At 66.8% G+C, this 17,451-nt stretch carries 14 protein-coding genes; 6 read left to right on the forward strand and 8 right to left on the reverse strand.

The features are described from left to right. Nucleotides 1–15 precede the first annotated feature (15 nt). Both waaA and ABH900_RS06515 read left to right on the forward strand, forming a co-directional pair. Nucleotides 16–1,314, forward strand: coding sequence for a lipid IV(A) 3-deoxy-D-manno-octulosonic acid transferase (gene waaA / locus ABH900_RS06510; RefSeq protein ID WP_429622082.1), 1,299 nt, complete (start codon nt 16–18; stop codon nt 1,312–1,314). 223 nt (nt 1,315–1,537) lie between these two features. Then, nucleotides 1,538–2,788: an amino acid transporter gene (locus ABH900_RS06515; RefSeq protein ID WP_429622083.1), complete on the forward strand. Its 1,251-nt coding sequence runs from the start codon at nt 1,538–1,540 to the stop codon at nt 2,786–2,788. A gap of 90 nt (nt 2,789–2,878) precedes the next feature. On the opposite strand, the gene ABH900_RS06520 is transcribed toward ABH900_RS06515, so the two are convergent. The 3 genes from ABH900_RS06520 to ABH900_RS06530 form a co-directional block, all read right to left on the reverse strand. Next, entirely contained in the window at nt 2,879–4,237 is a 1,359-nt protein-coding gene (locus ABH900_RS06520) for a TolC family outer membrane protein (protein ID WP_429622084.1), read from the reverse strand. A gap of 16 nt (nt 4,238–4,253) precedes the next feature. Further along, nucleotides 4,254–4,901 (reverse strand): protein-L-isoaspartate O-methyltransferase family protein, encoded by a 648-nt coding sequence (locus tag ABH900_RS06525; RefSeq protein WP_429622085.1) that lies wholly within the window; start codon nt 4,899–4,901, stop codon nt 4,254–4,256. Nucleotides 4,902–5,041: 140 nt separating this feature from the next. Continuing rightward, nucleotides 5,042–5,719 (reverse strand): TetR/AcrR family transcriptional regulator, encoded by a 678-nt coding sequence (locus ABH900_RS06530; RefSeq protein ID WP_429622086.1) that lies wholly within the window; start codon nt 5,717–5,719, stop codon nt 5,042–5,044. 123 nt (nt 5,720–5,842) lie between these two features. Between ABH900_RS06530 and ABH900_RS06535 the strand changes: the two genes are divergently transcribed. Both ABH900_RS06535 and ABH900_RS06540 read left to right on the forward strand, forming a co-directional pair. Then, complete coding sequence (locus tag ABH900_RS06535; RefSeq protein WP_429622087.1) at nt 5,843–6,982, forward strand: efflux RND transporter periplasmic adaptor subunit; 1,140 nt, start codon at nt 5,843–5,845, stop codon at nt 6,980–6,982. Nucleotides 6,983–6,985: 3 nt separating this feature from the next. After that, complete coding sequence (locus ABH900_RS06540; protein WP_429622088.1) at nt 6,986–10,147, forward strand: efflux RND transporter permease subunit; 3,162 nt, start codon at nt 6,986–6,988, stop codon at nt 10,145–10,147. Nucleotides 10,148–10,491: 344 nt separating this feature from the next. On the opposite strand, the gene ABH900_RS06545 is transcribed toward ABH900_RS06540, so the two are convergent. Beyond that, nucleotides 10,492–11,397: a LysR family transcriptional regulator gene (locus ABH900_RS06545; protein ID WP_429622089.1), complete on the reverse strand. Its 906-nt coding sequence runs from the start codon at nt 11,395–11,397 to the stop codon at nt 10,492–10,494. Nucleotides 11,398–11,513: 116 nt separating this feature from the next. On the opposite strand from ABH900_RS06545, the gene ABH900_RS06550 reads away from it, so the two are divergent. Together ABH900_RS06550 and ABH900_RS06555 are read left to right on the forward strand one after the other, a co-directional pair. Then, nucleotides 11,514–12,287: an SDR family oxidoreductase gene (locus ABH900_RS06550; protein WP_429622090.1), complete on the forward strand. Its 774-nt coding sequence runs from the start codon at nt 11,514–11,516 to the stop codon at nt 12,285–12,287. Nucleotides 12,288–12,330: 43 nt separating this feature from the next. After that, nucleotides 12,331–13,461 carry a hypothetical protein gene (locus tag ABH900_RS06555; RefSeq protein ID WP_429622091.1) on the forward strand — a complete coding sequence of 377 codons (1,131 nt, stop codon included), beginning with the start codon at nt 12,331–12,333 and terminating at the stop codon, nt 13,459–13,461. 99 nt (nt 13,462–13,560) lie between these two features. On the opposite strand, the gene leuB is transcribed toward ABH900_RS06555, so the two are convergent. From leuB to ABH900_RS06575, 4 genes are read right to left on the reverse strand one after another with little or no spacing between them, the layout of a single operon-like run. Beyond that, entirely contained in the window at nt 13,561–14,622 is a 1,062-nt protein-coding gene (gene leuB, locus ABH900_RS06560) for a 3-isopropylmalate dehydrogenase (protein ID WP_429622092.1), read from the reverse strand. Continuing rightward, entirely contained in the window at nt 14,612–15,190 is a 579-nt protein-coding gene (gene leuD / locus ABH900_RS06565) for a 3-isopropylmalate dehydratase small subunit (protein ID WP_429622093.1), read from the reverse strand. The genes leuB and leuD overlap by 11 nt, the downstream gene beginning before the upstream one ends. Beyond that, nucleotides 15,190–16,608, reverse strand: coding sequence for a 3-isopropylmalate dehydratase large subunit (gene leuC / locus ABH900_RS06570; protein ID WP_429622094.1), 1,419 nt, complete (start codon nt 16,606–16,608; stop codon nt 15,190–15,192). The genes leuD and leuC overlap by 1 nt, the downstream gene beginning before the upstream one ends. Before the next feature lie 60 nt (nt 16,609–16,668). Then, nucleotides 16,669–17,442: a class I SAM-dependent methyltransferase gene (locus ABH900_RS06575; RefSeq protein WP_429622095.1), complete on the reverse strand. Its 774-nt coding sequence runs from the start codon at nt 17,440–17,442 to the stop codon at nt 16,669–16,671. Nucleotides 17,443–17,451 lie beyond the last annotated feature (9 nt).

Genomic DNA, 17,451 nt, shown 5'->3' on the forward strand with positions numbered 1-17,451 from the left:
CCGTATCCTTGCCGCATGCGTAAAGACCCTGTCGAATGGATCCTGCGCGGCCTGTACTCGGTCGTGCTCTACATCCTGCTGCCGATCACCGTGTACCACCTGGTCTGGCGCGGCTTCCGGGTCCGTGAATACTTCCGCCGCTGGGACGAGCGCTACGCGTCCTATCCGCAGCCGACCGGCCAACCGCGGGTCTGGCTGCACGCGGTTTCGGTAGGCGAGGTCAATGCCGCCGCACCGTTGGTCAACGCGCTGCGTGAGCAGCGCCCGGACATCCGCTGGGTCATCACCACCATCACCCCCACCGGCTCGGAGCGTGTGCGCGCACTGTGGGGCGACGCGCTGGACCACGTCTACCTGCCGTACGACGTGCCGGGCAGCGTCAACCGCTTCCTCGGCCATTTCCAGCCCAGCCTGGCGCTGATCCTGGAAACCGAGCTGTGGCCGAACATGCTGTTCGGCTGCCGCGATCGTGGCATCCCGGTCTACATCCTCAACGCCCGGTTGTCGGCGCGATCGTTGCGGGGCTACCGGCTGCTGGCGGCATTGATCCGCCGGGCACTGCGCACCGTCACCTGCGTGGCCGCGCAGTCGCAGGATGATGCCGAGCGCTTCGTGCAGCTCGGCGCGGAGCCTGGCCAGGTGCAAGCGCTGGGCAACCTGAAGTTCGACATCACCACGCCGGACGTGAAGGGGTTCGTCGAACAGTTCCATGCGCGGGTACCGGCAGGTCGCCCGGTGTGGATCGCCGCCAGTACCCATGATGGCGAGGAGCAGGCGGTGATCGACCTGCACCGGCGCCTGCGCCAGCGCCATCCGGATCTGCTGCTGCTGTGGGCCCCGCGCCACCCCGAGCGTTTCCCCAAAGTGGAAGCGTTGGCGCGCGAACAGGGCTGGAGCGTAGCGACCCGCCGTGTGGACCAGTGGCCACACGCCGCCACCGAAGTGTTCGTCATCGATACCCTGGGTGAATTGATGCCGTTCTACGCCTGTGCGCAGGTCGCCTTCGTCGGCGGCAGCCTGCAGGCGATCGGTGGCCACAACCTGCTTGAGCCCGCAGCGATGGGGACGGCGGCCGTGACCGGCCCACATCTGCACAATTTCGCTGAAATTTCCCGGCGGATGCGCGAAGCGGGCGCGCTGCTGATCGGCGAGGACGCGCAGGCGGTCGGCGATCTGCTGCAGCACCTGCTTGACGATGCCCAGGCCCGCGAGGACATGGCCCGGGCAGGGTGCACGCTGGTCAGCAACGGCCGCGGTGCACTGCAGCGCACCCTTGCCCTGGTCGCGCCGCATCTGCCGCCACCACGCGAGTGAGGCCGGCTGCGCCGCTGCGGCGGCGTAGCGGAGCACTGTCGCGATCAACTTCATCAATTCCCCTTAGCGGCGCGATTTCTGTCGCTGCTGGACCGGTTGTGCCAATGACAGCGTGCCTGTCATCACATCGTGGCGTGCACGGCACCGATTTTGATTTCGCAGGATGACGCAGGCTGCGAGCCTGCTGTCGACCGCGCTTGGGCGGATATCAAGGGAACTTGCGATGGACGGCGACAGTGGCAGGGACGGCACCGGCGAAGTCCGGCCGGGGATGGATCATCTGGCAGTGGTGGCGCTGACATTGCTGCTCGGCGGCAGCGTGATCGCGTTGGTTGGCCAGCACACGGCGGCGCAGGCCGGTCCGGCCATCGTGCTGAGCCTGCTGCTGGCCGCGCTGGGTGCGGGCCTGGTGCTTTGCTGCCTGCAGGACCTGGTGCTGCGGTTGCCTTCGGCCGAAGGCCTGCACGGGCTGCTGGCCACCAGCTGGGGTACGCGGGTGGCCGGGCTGCTGGGGGCGGTGCTGCTGCTGGAGCTGGTGATGACGATGGCGGGCGCAGCGCAGTCGGCCGCCAGCCACCTGCATGCGGCGCTGGCCACAGCGGATATCCAGCTGGGCTTCTGGTTGCCGGTGCAGGTGACCGCAGCGGCCGGCTTGCTGGCGCTGGGTGCGGTGGCGCTGTTGCCGCCCCGGCGCGTGGCCCTGGTGGCGTGTGGCCTGCTGACGATCAAGATCGGCGTGGGTGTGCTGCTGCTGACACTGGCCGCACGCCATGTGCATTACGCACATTGGATTCCCTGGTTGCCGCCCGCGACGGCGCCATATCGCTTTGGACTCGGCGGCGTGCTGGCGGCGGCGGTGCCGCTGCTGGGAGTGTTCGCCAGCGTGGGCCTTGCACTGGGTTTTCCTGCGCTGCGCAGGCAGCGCGCAATGTGGCAGCCGGCCGTGCTGGGTCTGGTGTCGCTACTGGCGATGCTGCTGCTGATGGTGCTGCTGATGGTGCTGGCCGCGCTGCAGGCCGGGCTGGTCGAGTTTCCGGCCCTGGCCAGCCCCCGGCCATTGTCGGTGGCGCTGCAGATGCATCCGCAGTTGCAGTGGATGCTGCCATTGCTGCCGCTGGCAGGAGCGGCCGGCCTGGTGGCATTGCAACTGGTGCTGCTGGTACTGGCGGTGCCGCTGGCGAGAGGCCTGTGGCCGGCGGCGTGGTGTCCGGTGCGGTGGTCATGGACCGTTGCCGTTGTGCTGCCCGCGGTGCTGTTGGTGTTGTGGTCGCCGCTGGATGCCCTGCCGGCGCTGCCAGGTCCGGCGACGCTGCTGGTGATGGCGGCCCTGTGCTTGGCGGTGCCGCGCCAGCGACGTCAGGAGAGCGGGCAGGGCACGTCACGCCGGGACGTGGTGATGTCGCTGCTGGCGCCGATGGCGGCCGCACTGTGCCTGCTTGCAGGGGCGCAGCGTCTCTGGGGTACGTCTGGCTGACCGCCAACGGATTTCCCGCGCTTGTGGAGGCGTCGCTCACAAAAAAGCCACCCTCGCAGGTGGCTTCCTCGTTGCAGCCCGGGCGACGACTCAGTGCGTGGTCGTCGCCGGATTGCCCGCGTCCTGGGTCAGCAGGCGGTTGACGTCCTGCAGCTCGGCCACGTCCAGCGCGCCCAGCGACTGGCTCAGCAGCAGGCGGTTCTGCAGGAAGGTGTAGCGGGCGTTGGCGTAATCCAGCTGCGCCGAGAACAGGATGCGCTGGTTCTGGATCACGTCCAGCACGGTACGGGTACCGACTTCCAGGCCGACCTGCGAGGCGTCGTAGGCACTCTGTGCCGAGACCACCGCCAGGCGGCGTGCTTCCACTTCGCTGATGCCCTGCACCAGGGTCTGGTAGGCATTGCGGGTGTTGCGGTCCAGGGCGCGCTTCTGCTGCTCGTAACCGTCCTGGGCGATGTCACGCTGGGCCAGTGCCTGGCGCACGCCGGACTGGGTGGCACCACCGGAGAAGATCGGCACGCTCAGGGTCAGGCCGATGCTGTTGGTGCGCGCATCCGGCGACAGCGAACCGGAGCCGACGCTGTCACCCCAGGTGGCGCTCTTGCCCCAGCTGCCGCCCAGCGACAGGGTCGGGTAGTGGCCACCGCGGGCGGCCTGCACGCCGGCTTCGGCGGCGCTCACCTTCAGTTCCTGTGCCTTCAGCGCCGGGTTCTGGGTGCTTGCCTGGGTCACCAGCTGATCGATGTTGCCGCGGTTGGCCGGCACTTCCGGACGGAAGTCGGCCGGCAGACCCTTCAGGTTGACCACCGGCTGGCCGGTCAGTTCGGTCAGGGCCTGGTAGTTATCGGCCAGGGTGTTCTGCGCAACGATGGTGTTGGCGCGCGCCTGGTCGTACTGGGCGCGTGCTTCGTGCACGTCGGTAATCGGCGCCAGGCCCACTTCCAGGCGCTTGTCGGCGAAGTCGAACTGCTTCTTCGCGGCGGCTTCATTGGTCTGCGCGGCGTTCAGCGATTCGATCGCCACCAGCACGTTGAAGTAGGCCGCCGAGGTGCGCACGATCAGGCTGTCGTTGGCCGAATCGAGGGTGAAGTCCGCCGCCTTGCTCAGCTCACGCTGCGAACGCAGGTTGTTGATCTGGGTCCAGTTGAACAGCGTCTGGCTGCCATCGATCGTGTAGTTGCGGCGCTTGCTGGTGACCGTGCCGGAGTTGGCGTCATGGTCCGCTTCGGTGCGGGTGCGGTTGAGCGTGGCCTGGCCGTTGATCTGCGGCAGCAGGGCAGCCCGCGCCTGCACGGCACCTTCCTTGTCGTACAGCCGGGTGGATTCGGCAGCCGACAACTGCGGATCGCCATTGCGGGCCATTTCGTAGACCTGCAGCAGGTCGGCGGCATGGGCGGACAACGGCAGCAGGGCAGTGGCCAGCGCAACAGCGAGGGATCGGCGGATCATTGCGGCTTCCTTGGACTCAGAGGTGGAACTGGGGGGCCGGGGCGGCACCACGCAGGTAATCGATATCGGTCTCGAACAGGGACTCGGTGCTGCCGTCAGCCTTGACCAGCAGGGCCTCCATCGCCGGCGAGCGACCGTGGATCACGAACAGGCGGCCACCCGGACGCAGCCACGAAGCGAACTGTGACGGCACCAGGTCCACAGCACCAGTGACACAGATCACGTCAAAACGGCGTTCGGTCTGCCAGGACAGGGCGTCGGCGACTTCCACGCGGACGTTGGTACCGAGGCCGGAGGCATCCAGGCGGGCGCGTGCAGCGGCGGCCAGCTCCGGATCGATTTCCAGGCTCAGCACGTCGCGCGCCAGCGCGCCGATGCAGGCCGACAGGAAGCCGCTGCCGGTGCCGATTTCCAGCACTTCGTCACCCGGCTGCAGGTCCAGCGCCTGCAGGGTACGGCCCTCGATGACCGGCTTCATCATCTTCTGGCCATTGCCGATCGGCAGTTCGACATCGGCGTAGGCCAGCGCCCGGTGTGCATCGGCGACAAAGGCCTCGCGCGGCAGGCGGGCCAGGACGTCGAGCACCTTGATGTCCAGCACGTCCCAGGGACGGATCTGCTGTTCCACCATCAGTTCGCGGGCGTGGGCGTAATCAATCGTCATGAGGTTCAAATCCAGCGCAGTGGGCCGGCCATTTTACCGGTGCCGGAGGCCGGCGGCGCGCCCAGAGCATCAGCTGCCGGGGGGCCGGGGTCGCAGTGCCGGAAGTCATCGCGACCTCCGGTTCATTCAGGTTTGCCGTTTCAGCCGGTTCCGGCCCCTCGCGGCGCATAGGCGCGCAGGAAGAAGTCGATGCTGGCGGTCACATGGGTGACAGGGTCGCATTCCACCGGTGACAGTGGCATGCCGCACATCATATGCATGTGCACTTCGCCCTTCACCAGGGTCAGGAACTGCTGGCCGGCAAGGTAATAGTCGGGGATGTCCAGTTCGCCGCGTGCGCCGCGGGCGCGCAGGAAGTCGGCCAGCGCCTCGCAGGTGCGCTCCGGGCCGGCCTGCCAGAACAGCTCGCGCAGGCGCTCGTCGGTCTCCGGGGCCATCATCATGCGCTGGATCGAGATCGCTGCATCGGAGGTGATCAGCTTGAAGAAGGCCAGGCCGATGCCGATCAGCTGGTCGCGCAGTGGGCCATCCGCGTCGGCCACGAACAGCGCGTCGGGCAGCATTTCAATGCATTTGGACTGGACCGCCTGGGAGAACAGGGTCTCCTTGTCGCCGAAGTGGCTGTACACCGTCAGCTTCGAGACGCCGGCCTGGGCGGCAATGGCATCCATGCTCACGCCGGTATAGCCCTGTTCGATGAACAGTGCCTTGGCTGCTTCAAGGATCGCCGCGCGCTTGCCGAGGTCCTTGGGGCGCCCGGGGCCGGCGGCCTTGGCAGCGGGCTTGGCCGACGGCTTGCGGGAAGTGGAAGAACTCATCGCAACAATACTAGACCAAGCGGTTCGATATTTATACTATACCGGCTGGTTCACTAATGTCCGTGTCGCAACAGTATGTTGCCGGCGCGTTCCCCCGGATCCCCTTTTCAGGTCTTGTACCTCATGAAGAACATGCGTTGGTTGGGCGTTGGCGTGCTGGCGGTGGTGGTGGCAGCCTGTGGCAGGCAGGCTGCCGAGCCGGTGGCGGCCATTCCGGTGCTGGTGGTGCACCCCACAACGCAGGACGGGCAGGCACCGGCGGCTTACCCCGGCGAGGTACGTGCCCGCCAGGAGAGCCCACTGTCGTTCCGGGTCGGCGGCAACATGGTCAAGCGTCATGTCGACGCCGGGCAACGCGTGAAGAAGGGCCAGCTGCTGGCCGAGCTGGACGTGGCCGACTACGCCTCGCAGGCGGCCGCTTCGCAGGCACAGCTGGCGGCGGCGGAAGCCGACCTGGTGCGCGCCCGCGATGACCAGAAGCGCTATGCCAAGCTGGCCGAAGACCAGTTGGTCAGCCGCTCCGCGCTGGACCAGCAGACCGCCGCGTTCAAGGCCGCGCAGGGCCAGGCCAATGCCGCCCGCGCCAATCTGGCGGTGGCGCGCAACCAGGCCGAGTACGCGCAGCTGCGCGCGCCGGCCGACGGTGTGATTGCCAGCCGCCAGGCCGAAGCCGGGCAGGTGGTCAGTGCCGGGCAGACGGTGTTCACCCTGGCCGCAGATGGCGGTCGCGAAGTCCTGATCGCTCTGCCGGAAAGCAGCATCCGTGATTACAAGGTCGGGCAGGCGGTGCAGGTGGAACTGTGGAACCGCCCGGGCCAGCTGCTGCCGGGGACGCTGCGCGAGATCGCGCCGGCGGCCGATGCACAGGCCCGCACCTATGCCACACGGGTCAGCCTGGCGCCGGAAGCCCTGAGCGAAGTGGAGTTGGGCCAGAGCGCGCGGGTGTTTGCCGCCGCCGGCCGCAGTGGCACCTTGCAGCTGCCGCTCGGCGCGGTGCTGCGTGGCAGTGATGGCAAGGCCAGCGTGTGGGTGGTCAATCCGTCCAACGGTGCGTTGAAGGCAACCGCGGTGTCGGTCGGTGCCTATGGCGCGCAGGCGGTGCCGGTGCTGTCCGGCGTGGTTGCGGGCGACTGGGTCGTGGCTGCCGGCGGTCATCTGCTGCGCGAAGGCCAGGTGGTGACGCCGGTGGACCGCCAGAATCGTCCTGTGCTGGCACCGGCGGGCACACCGACCGCTGCGCCGGCCGCAGGCAAGGGGCACTGATCCGTGCGCCGCTTCAATCTCTCCGAATGGGCGCTGGGCAATCGCCCGCTGGTGCTGTTTGCGATGCTTGCCTTCGCCGTCATTGGCGCCTGGTCGTACAAGCATCTTGGCCAGTCTGAAGACCCTCCTTTCACCTTCAAGGCGATGGTGGTGCGCACGATGTGGCCCGGTGCCACCGCCGAGCAGGTCTCGCGGCAGGTGACCGAGCCGATCGAGAAGGCGCTGATGAATACCGGCGAGTACGAGTTCATCCGCTCGTACTCGCGCCCCGGCGAATCGCAGGTGATCTTCATGGCGCGCGACAGCCTGCGCTCCAAGCAGATCCCGGACCTGTGGTACCAGGTACGCAAGCGCGTGGGCGATATCCGCGCGACGCTGCCGAGGGAAATTGTCGGGCCCTTCTACAACGATGAGTTCGGCGACACGTTCGGCAACATCTATGCGTTGACCGGCGAAGGCTTCGACTACGCCGTGATGCGCGACTATGCCGACCGCATCCAGCTGGAGCTGCAGCGCGTACCCGACGTCGGCAAGATCGACCTGGTCGGCCTGCAGGACGAGAAGGTGTGGATCGAACTGTCCAACACCAAGCTGGCCATGCTGGGCGTATCGCTGCAGCAGGTGCAGCAGGCATTGGCCGACCAGAATGCGGTCAGCGCCACCAGCTTCTTTGAAACCCCGACCGACCGCGTGCAGCTGCGCGTGACCGGCCAGTTCGATTCGATCGAGGACATCCGCAGATTCCCGATCCAGGCCGGCGAACGCACGCTGCATCTGGGCGACATCGCCGAGGTCAAGCGCGGTTTTGCCGATCCCTCTTCGCCGAAGATGCGCTTCATGGGCCAGGATGCGATCGGCCTGGCGGTGGCGATGAAGGACGGCGGTGACATCCTCAAGCTCGGTGCCACCCTGGATGCCGAGTTCGAGCGTCTGCAGAAGACCCTGCCGGCCGGTATGCAGCTGCGCAAGGTGTCCGACCAGCCGCATGCGGTGGAAGAGTCCGTGGGCGAGTTCGTGCAGGTGCTGACCGAAGCGGTGGTGATCGTGCTGCTGGTCAGCTTCTTCTCGCTGGGCCTGCGCACCGGCCTTGTGGTGGGCGTGACCATTCCGCTGGTGCTGGCGATGACGTTCTTCGTCATGCACTACTTCGACATCGGCCTGCACAAGATCTCGCTGGGTGCGCTGGTGCTGGCACTGGGCCTGCTGGTGGACGATGCGATCATCGCGGTGGAGATGATGGCCACCAAGATGGAGCAGGGCTACGACCGCCTGCGGGCGGCCAGCTTTGCCTGGGAGTCGACCGCATTTCCGATGCTGACCGGTACCCTGATCACCGCGGCAGGCTTTCTGCCCATCGCCACCGCCGCGTCCAGCACGGGCGAATACACCCGATCGCTGTTCCAGGTGGTGACCATCGCGCTGGTGGTGTCATGGATTGCCGCGGTGCTGTTCATCCCGTATCTGGGCGACAAGATGCTGCCGGACCTGTTCAATCCGCAGTTGCCCAAGCCGGATAGTCTTGCCGGCCGCTGGCGCGCCAAGCGTCTGCAGTGGGCCGACCGGCATCCGGCACTCGCGCGCTGGATCGCGCCGAAGGAACACGCGCACGATCATGATCCGTACCAGCGCCCGTTCTACACCCGCTTCCGGTCGTTCCTGGATACCTGCCTGCGCCATCGCTGGTGGGTGATCGCTGCGACCATCGCGCTGTTCATCGGCTCGCTGATGCTGTTCCGCTTCGTGCCACAGCAGTTCTTCCCGGACTCGACCCGCCCGGAACTGATGGTGGACATCGAGCTGGCCGAAGGTGCGTCGCTGGCCGCGACCCAGGCACAGGCCGACAAGCTGGAGAAGCTGTTGAAGGGCCGCGAAGGCATCAGCAACTACGTGGCCTACGTCGGCACTGGTTCGCCGCGCTTCTACCTGCCGCTGGACCAGCAGCTGCCGGCGACCAATTTCGCCCAGTTCGTGGTGCTTACCGAAGACGCCAAGGCCCGCGAGGCGACCCGCGACTGGATGCTGAAGGACGTGATCAAGCAGTTCCCGGACGTGCAGATGCGCGTGACCCGGCTTGAGAACGGCCCGCCGGTCGGCTATCCGGTGCAGATGCGCGTGTCCGGCGAGCACATCGCACAGGTGCAGGCGATCGCGCGCCAGGTCGAGGCCAAGGTGCGCGAGAACCCACACGTGATGAACGTGAACCTGGACTGGAGCGAGCCGAGCAAGGTGGTGCGGCTGGTGATCGACCAGGATCGCGCGCGCGCGCTGGGCGTGAGCAGCGCGCAGGTCAGCCAGTTCCTGAGCAGTTCGCTGTCGGGCATGAGCGTGAGCACCTACCGCGAAGGCAACCGCCAGATCGAGATGCTGCTGCGTGGCCCGGACAACGAACGCGCGCAGCTGGACCTGCTCGGCAGCTTGGCCATTCCGACCAGCAGCGGTACAGCGGTGACGCTGTCGCAGGTCGCACGTCTGGAGTACGCCTTCGAAGACGGCATCATCTGGCATCGCAACCGCCTGCCGACGGTGACCGTGCGTGCCGACATCAGCGATGGGATGCAGGCGCTGGACGTGGTGCAGCAGATCGTGCCGACGTTGGACGGCATCCGTGCCCATCTGCCCAGTGGCTACCTGCTGGAAACCGGCGGCTCGGTGGAGGATTCGGCCCGCGGGCAGAACTCGATCAAGGCCGGGATGCCGCTGTTCCTGATCGTGGTGGCCACGCTGCTGATGCTGCAGCTGCGCAGCTTCTCGCGAGCGGCGATGGTGCTGGTGACCGCGCCGCTGGGCATCATTGGTGCGACGTTGTTCCTGCTGTTGTTCCGCGCACCGTTCGGCTTCGTGGCATTGCTGGGCACCATCGCACTGGCCGGCATGATCATGCGCAACTCGGTGATCCTGATCGACCAGATCCAGCAGGACATCGACGCCGGGCATGATCGCTGGCATTCGATCATCGACGCGACCGTGCGCCGCTTCCGTCCCATCGTGCTGACCGCGCTTGCGGCGGTGCTGGCGATGATTCCGCTGTCGCGCAGTGCGTTCTACGGCTCGATGGCGATCTCGATCATGGGCGGCCTGATCGTGGGCACGGTGCTGACCCTGGTGTTCCTGCCGGCGCTGTATGCGGCATGGTTCCGGGTGAAGCCGGACGAATCCGGGGCGTGATGCCCCGGGTTCCTGGGCCGCCGCTCTGGTAGGTGCCAACCTTGGTTGGCACGGATGCGGGCATCCGCCGTGACGTCAGTAGAGCCACCCCATGGGTGGCTGCGGATGTCCTGGCCCGTCCATCCACGCATGGCGTGGATCTACTGGTAGAGCCACCCCACGGGTGGCTGCGGATGTCCTGGCCCGTTCATCCACGCATGGCGTGGATCTACTGGTAGAGCCACCCCATGGTTGGCTGCGGATGTCCTGGCCCGTCCCTCCACGCATGGCGTGGCTCTACTGGTAGAGCCACCCCACGGGTGGCTGCGGATGTCCTTGCCCGCCCATTCACGCATGGCGTGGATCTACTGCAACTGCAGGCCGGTGCGCAGCAGCGGCACCAGCCACTCGAGGAACACCTGCACACGTTGCGCGCGATGCTGCCGATGCGGCTGCAGCAGTGTCACCGGCAACGGCTGCGCTACATATTCCGGCATCACCTCCACCAGCGCGCCAGACTGCAGTTCGGCCTGCACGTCGTAGCGCGGAATCTGCAGCAGTCCCAGCCCCGCGACGCAGCAGGCAATCGATGCCTCGGCGTTGTTCACCCGCACCCAGCCGGTCATCGGCAGCGTGCGCAGCTGCGCGCCGTCCTGCCATTCCCACGGCTCCACCCGCGCCGTGGTCGGCGATGCGTAGTTCACTGCGCGATGCTGCTGCAGGTCGGCAGGATGCTGCGGTACGCCGTGCTCGTGCAGGTACGCAGGCGCGGCAACGTTGACGAAGTTCAGCTGGCCCAGCGTGCGGGCCACCAGGCTGGAGTCACCCAGCTGGCCCACCCTCAGCACCGCATCGCAGCCGTCCTCGATCAGATTCACCGCGCGATCGGTCATGCCCAGGTCCAGCTCGACCTGCGGATGCCGTGCGAAGAAGTCGGGCAGGGCCGGGGCGATGATGCGGCGACCGATCCGGCTGGGTACATCGATCTTCAACAGGCCCCTCGGCTGCGCATCTTCCTGGCGGAACAGCGACTCGGCATCTTCCATTTCGGCGATCAGGCGCAGGCAGCGCGCGTAGAAGGTGTCGCCATCGTGGGTGGTGGAGACCCTGCGGGTGGAGCGCTGTAGCAGGCGCGTGCCCAGACGTTGCTCCAGTTCCGCCACGGCCGCCGAAACGGTGGAGCGAGGCAGGCCGAGCTGATCGGCGGCGCGGGTGAAGCTGGTGCACTCCACCACCCGGGCAAAGATGCGGAAACGCTCGATCCGGTCCATTGTTCGCCCACTCTGGAAAGTTAAGTCAATGTTGCGGGCTTTATCCGCGATTTCTGCACGATATCGTCGTCAGCACAGGGTTGCCAGTCCGGCAGCCCCTTACCGGGACCGATGCCATGACCGACCACCGTATCCAGGGCAAGACCGTGCTGATCGCCGGCGGTGCCAAGAACCTCGGCGGGCTGATCGCCCGCGACTTCGCCGAGCAGGGCGCCAAGGCCATCGTCATCCACTACAACAGCACCGCCACTCAGGCCGATGCCGAGGCGACCGTTGCAGCCGTGCAGGCCGCAGGTGCCAAGGCCGTGGCGTTGCAGGCCGATCTGACCTCGGCCGCGGCGATGGAACGCCTGTTCGCCGACGCGGTTGCCGCCGTCGGTCGCCCTGACATCGCCATCAACACCGTCGGCAAAGTGCTGAAGAAGCCGATGCTGGAGATCAGCGAAGCGGAGTACGACCAGATGAGCGCGGTCAATGCGAAAACGGCGTTCTTCTTCCTCAAGGAAGCCGGACGCCATGTCAACGACGGCGGCCGCATCTGCACGCTGGTCACTTCACTGCTCGGCGCGTTCACGCCGTTCTATTCCAGCTACGCGGGCACCAAGGCGCCGGTGGAACACTTCACCCGCGCAGCATCGAAGGAATTTGGCGAGCGTGGGATTTCGGTGACCGCGATCGGCCCCGGGCCGATGGATACGCCGTTCTTCTATCCGGCCGAGAGTGCCGATGCGCAGGCGTATCACAAGACCGCCGCGGCGCTGTCGGCGTTCACCCGCACCGGCCTGACCGACATCGCCGACATCGTGCCGTGGATCCGTTTCCTGGTGACCGACGGCTGGTGGATGACCGGGCAGACCATCCTGGTCAATGGCGGCTACACCACCAAGTAGAGACACGCGAGGCTTGAGTTCGTGCCGTAGATCCACGCCATGCGTGGATGCTCTTGGCTTCATCCACGCATGGCGTGGATCTACTGTTGGTCCCCAAGTGGACAGCATCAGGGCGTTCGCGGGCACAATAGCGGCCAGTTCCAGGGCCGGAGCGCGTGCCATGTTCTTCCGTACGACCTGCGTTTCGGCGCTGCTGCTGGTCGCCTGCAGCGGCGCTGCCGATGCGCAACCGACAGATACCGATGCTCTGCGGTTCCAGCACGACCTGCGGGATGTACTTGAGTGCAGCGCGAGTGCGGACGTCCAGCAGGCCGTCGTCAGCCGCCTGCGCGAGGCACGCTACGCCGACGCTTCCGATCGACTGCCGTTCCTGCGCGACTGGCGATTCGAGCAGGAGGATGAGGATGACGATCACCGGGTGACCGTCATCACTCCGCCACAGTCGATGACCGTTCATGGCGTCGAAGTGCCACGGCTGTTCGCTGATGCGTTCGGGTTCTCGGTTGCGTTGGACCCTGCGCAGCGCGAGCGTATCGTTGCTGCGCACCGCTTGCGGCTGCAGTCGAGCACGCTGCGGGAGCCGTTCGAATTGTGGTCGACGCCCACCACGTCGATCATCGTGCGAAGTGCGGGCGATGGCTATCGACTGGGCTGCGCACCTTCCACGAAGGGCAACAAGGTAGGCGCACATCAGGTGCCGGCTGTTGACGTCCACGACCTGCAGGATGCCATTCACTGCCGCGCCGATGAAGGCGGCATGCGCCGGCTGCAGGCGTTCTGGCAGCGGCTTTCCGAACAGCCGCAGTTCGAATGGCCGCAGGATGTCCGTTCGGTCAACGAGGTGAACTACACCGTTGGTGATGATGATCTGCACCTGCTGCTGATCGGGTTGCAGGTGCCTATCCAGGCGTACGGCGTTTCCACGCACACGATTGCGCTGGCGTTCGGTGGATTCTTCGGCGCGGATCTGGGTGGTGTTGCGGTTGCGCCAGTGCTTGCCCAGGCGGGCATGGACACCTCGCATACGGTCGGCAAGGATGCCTGGCAGCGCCCGTTGCCGCCGGTTGCTTTCAGCGGTGGCAGTTGGATCCCGCAGCACATCGTGATGCGCACCGACGAAGGTCGCGTTGTTGCCGGTTGCGCCAGCGACTACGCGCGCAGCACGTCGCACTGAGCGGATCTCGTGCCGGGCAACCAGCAGCAGGCCGGGTAGGGCTCGCAGCTACCGATGGACATGCAAAGGGTGCCGGACATGTCCCGGCACCCGCGTGCTTCATCCCAGCTTGGCCAGCACCGCGTCGGTGGCCGTCGCCGTGCTTACTGCGTGCCCCTTGGCGGCCAGATCCGCGGTGAACACGCCATCGTCCAGCGCCGCATGCACGGCCGCCTCCACCGCAGCCGCCTCGGCGTCCAGCCCCAGCGAATGGCGCAGCAGCATCGCCGCACTGAAGATCGTGGCGTACGGGTTGGCGATGCCCCTGCCTGCGATGTCCGGGGCCGATCCATGGATCGGTTCGTAGATACCCACGGCGCCCGGTTCGCCCAGCGAGGCCGACGGCAGCAGTCCCAGTGACCCGGCCAGCATCGAAGCCTCATCGGTGAGGATGTCGCCGAACATGTTCTCGGTCACGATCACGTCGTACTCGCGCGGCTTGGCCAGCAGGTGCATGGCCATCGAGTCGACCAGCTGATGCTCCAGTGCCACGTCCGGGAATTCCTCGCGGCCGATGCGAGCAGCCACATCGCGCCACAGGCGGGAGGTTTCCAGCACGTTGGCCTTGTCCACCGAAGTGACCTTGCCGCGGCGCTGCTGCGCCAGACGGAAGGCACTGCGCAGCACGCGTTCGATCTCGGCCACGGTGTAGCGGCACAGGTCGCTGGCGCTGTCGGCGTCGCGGGTCTTGTCACCGAAGTAGATGCCGCCGGTCAGTTCGCGTACCACCACGAAGTCCACGCCCTGCAGCAGCTCGGCCTTGATCGGCGAGGCGTGCAGCGCGGCCTCGTGGGTGCGCACCGGGCGCAGGTTGGCGTACAGGCCCAGCGCCTTGCGGATCGCCAGCAGTCCCTGTTCCGGGCGCACCTTGGCATTCGGGTCGGACCACTTCGGGCCACCGACGGCGCCCAGCAGAACCGCATTCGCGGCCTGGCAGGCGGCCAGCGTCGATGCCGGCAGCGGTTCGCCATGGCGGTCGATGGCGATGCCACCGATGTCGTGCTCGCTGAAAGTGAAGGTGTGATTGAAGCGTTCGGCAATGGCCTCCAGGACGGCGACCGCGGCGGCGGCCACTTCCGGGCCGATGCCATCACCGGGCAGGACAACAATTTCAGCGTGCATGCTCACTCTCGTAACGTTCGATTTCAGGGACACGGCCCAACAGATACCCCAACTGGTCGACGCCTTCCAGCAGGCAGGTCTGCGAGAAGCCATCCAGTGGGAAGGAATAGACGCGGCCATCGGGCGCGCGCAGTTCGCGCGTGGCTACGTCGATGCTCAGTTCATCGCCTGGCCGCTGCATCAGCGCCTGCACATCGGCTTCGTCCAGCACGATCGGCAGCAGCCCGTTCTTCAGCGAGTTGCCGCGGAAGATGTCGGCGATCTCGCTGCTGACGATGGCGCGCAGGCCCAGGTCGGTCAGCGCCCAAGGGGCATGCTCGCGCGAGGAACCGCAGCCGAAGTTGCGGCCCGCCAGCAGGATGCTGCGGCCAGCATTGTGTGGCTGGTTGAAGGCGAAGTCGGCCACTGGCGAGCCATCGGCCTGCCAACGCCAGTCGTTGAATGCGTTGCGACCCAGACCGGCACGTTCGGTGGTGGACAGGAACCGCGCCGGAATGATCTGGTCGGTGTCGATGTTGGTCTGGCGCAGCACCACGCTGGCCGAGGTCAGGGTACGGAAACCGGCCATCACGCCACCTCCTGTGCGAACAGTTCGCGGATGTCGGCGACGTGCCCGTTCACCGCCGCCCAGGCGGCGGTCATCGGTGACGCCAGCAGGGTGCGTGAGCCGGGACCTTGGCGGCCTTCGAAATTGCGGTTGCTGGTGCTGACGGCCAGTTGGCCAGGCGCGACCAGATCACCGTTCATGGCGATGCACATCGAGCAGCCCGGCTCGCGCCACTCGGCACCGGCCGCACGAACGATCTCGTGGATGCCTTCGGCCTCGGCCTCACGCTTGACGATCTCAGAGCCCGGCACGACCAGCATGCGTACCCGCTCGGCGACGCGACGGCCGCGCAGCACCTGCGCAACCTCGCGCATGTCGCTCAGACGGCCATTGGTGCATGAGCCGACGAACACCACGTCCACCGGCGTGCCGGCCAGTGCCTTGCCGGCCTGGAAGTGCATGTAGTCCAGGCCCTTCTGTGCGGCCGCATCGTTGGCGGCCGGGATCGGTGCATCCACCGCGATGGCGGTGCCCGGATGGGTGCCCCAGGTCAGCGTGGGGCGGATGTCGGCGGCGTCGATGCGTACTTCGCTGTCGAAGCGTGCGCCGTCATCGCTGCGCAGCTGCTGCCAGCGCGCAACGGCGGCCTCGAAGTCGGCCCCCTTCGGGCCGCGGGGGGTAAGGGCGACGAAGTCGAAGGTGACCTGGTCCGGGGCCACCATGCCGGCACGGGCACCGGCTTCGATCGACATGTTGCACAGGGTCATGCGCTGCTCCATGTCCATCGCTTCGATGGTGCTGCCACGGAACTCGATCACATGGCCGGTACCACCGTTGACGCCGATCACGCCGATGATGTGCAGGACTACGTCCTTGGCGCCGACGCCTGGCGCCAGCGGACCATCGACGGTGATTGCCAGGGTCCTGGCCTTGCGCTGCAGCAGGCACTGCGTGGCCAGCACGTGGCCGACTTCACTGGTGCCGATGCCGAATGCCAGGGAGCCGAATGCACCGTGGGTGGAGGTGTGGCTGTCGCCGCAGACGATGGTCATGCCGGGCTGGGTAAAGCCCTGTTCCGGCGCGATCACATGGACGATGCCGCGGTTGTCCGAGGCCATGTCGAACAGTTCGATGCCGTGCTCGGCACAGTTGCGCGCCAGCGTTGCAACCTGCGCTTCGGAAGCGGCACTTGCATAAGGCAGCGTGCCGTCGGCTGCAGCCGGCAGGGTCGGCGTGGAGTGGTCCATCGTCGCCTTGGTACGGTCCGCGCGACGTGGCGACAGCCCGCGCTCGCGCAGCTCGGTGAAGGCCTGCGGCGAGGTGACCTCGTGGATCAGGTGCAGGTCGATGTACAGCACGGCGGGCGCGTTGTCGGATTCGGGAACCACCACGTGGGCGTCCCACAGTTTGTCGTACAGGGTGCGGGGTGCGGAAGTCATGCGTATGCCTGGCAGAAGTACGAGATAGCGAACATCAGTAAAGAAAGCGGAACGGTCAAGTCAGCGACGACGGGCGAGCACGCGCAGGCGCACGTAGTCGGCCAGCGGCTGGCCGGCGGCATTGCGCGGCAGCTCGGCCAGCAATGCCGTGGCTGCCTCGCGCACGGTGGCGCGAGCTTCCGCCGGCAGGTCATCCAGCAGCGGTGCGGCGAATACCCGCAGCCAGCCGGCCACGCCCGTTGGCAGCGCGGTCGGGCGCGGCGTGCACTCGATCAGTTGAACCTGGAAGCCATGCTGGCGCAGGCGGTCGGCGTAGGCGTCAGCGGTGGGGAAGTACCACTGGAAGGTGCTCGCGGTGTGGCCGTGGGCCACGCGTGCAGCCTGCACCGCTGCGATGATCGTGGACACGTTGCCATGGCCGCCGAACTCGGCGACGAAGCGGCCGCCGTGGCGCAGGGCGCGACGCACGCCTTCCAGCACGCGGTCTGGCGTGCCCATCCAATGCAGTGCCGCATTGCTGAACACCGCGTCGAAGTCACTGTCGAACGACAGTGCGTGGCCATCCATCACCTGGGCGTCGACACCGCGGGCACGTGCGGCGATCACCAGCTCCGGTGACGCGTCCACACCATGGATGCGTGCGCCGCTCAGGGCCAGCTCGGCACTGAGCACGCCATCGCCACAGCCCAGGTCGAGGATGCGTTCACCGGCGCGCGGGTCGAGCAGGCGCGCTACGGCGCCGCCGAGCAGCGGTACGAAGCCGGCATCGATCGCATAGTCCTGGGCGTTCCAGTGCTGCCCTGCAGGCAGCGTGGTGGTGTCGAAGGCGCTCATCTCAGGCTT

The organism is Stenotrophomonas sp. AN71 (assembly GCF_050435725.1).
Lineage (GTDB): Bacteria > Pseudomonadota > Gammaproteobacteria > Xanthomonadales > Xanthomonadaceae > Stenotrophomonas.

Coding starts and splice junctions, on each gene's coding strand:
- ABH900_RS06545 (WP_429622089.1), bottom strand. CDS start 11,397: ATGGACCGGATCGAGCGTTTCCGCATCTTTGCCCGGGTGGTGGAGTGC.
- ABH900_RS06520 (WP_429622084.1), bottom strand. CDS start 4,237: ATGATCCGCCGATCCCTCGCTGTTGCGCTGGCCACTGCCCTGCTGCCG.
- ABH900_RS06530 (WP_429622086.1), bottom strand. CDS start 5,719: ATGAGTTCTTCCACTTCCCGCAAGCCGTCGGCCAAGCCCGCTGCCAAG.
- leuB (WP_429622092.1), bottom strand. CDS start 14,622: ATGCACGCTGAAATTGTTGTCCTGCCCGGTGATGGCATCGGCCCGGAA.
- leuC (WP_429622094.1), bottom strand. CDS start 16,608: ATGACTTCCGCACCCCGCACCCTGTACGACAAACTGTGGGACGCCCAC.
- waaA (WP_429622082.1), top strand. CDS start 16: ATGCGTAAAGACCCTGTCGAATGGATCCTGCGCGGCCTGTACTCGGTC.
- leuD (WP_429622093.1), bottom strand. CDS start 15,190: ATGGCCGGTTTCCGTACCCTGACCTCGGCCAGCGTGGTGCTGCGCCAG.
- ABH900_RS06525 (WP_429622085.1), bottom strand. CDS start 4,901: ATGACGATTGATTACGCCCACGCCCGCGAACTGATGGTGGAACAGCAG.
- ABH900_RS06515 (WP_429622083.1), top strand. CDS start 1,538: ATGGACGGCGACAGTGGCAGGGACGGCACCGGCGAAGTCCGGCCGGGG.
- ABH900_RS06535 (WP_429622087.1), top strand. CDS start 5,843: ATGAAGAACATGCGTTGGTTGGGCGTTGGCGTGCTGGCGGTGGTGGTG.
- ABH900_RS06575 (WP_429622095.1), bottom strand. CDS start 17,442: ATGAGCGCCTTCGACACCACCACGCTGCCTGCAGGGCAGCACTGGAAC.
- ABH900_RS06550 (WP_429622090.1), top strand. CDS start 11,514: ATGACCGACCACCGTATCCAGGGCAAGACCGTGCTGATCGCCGGCGGT.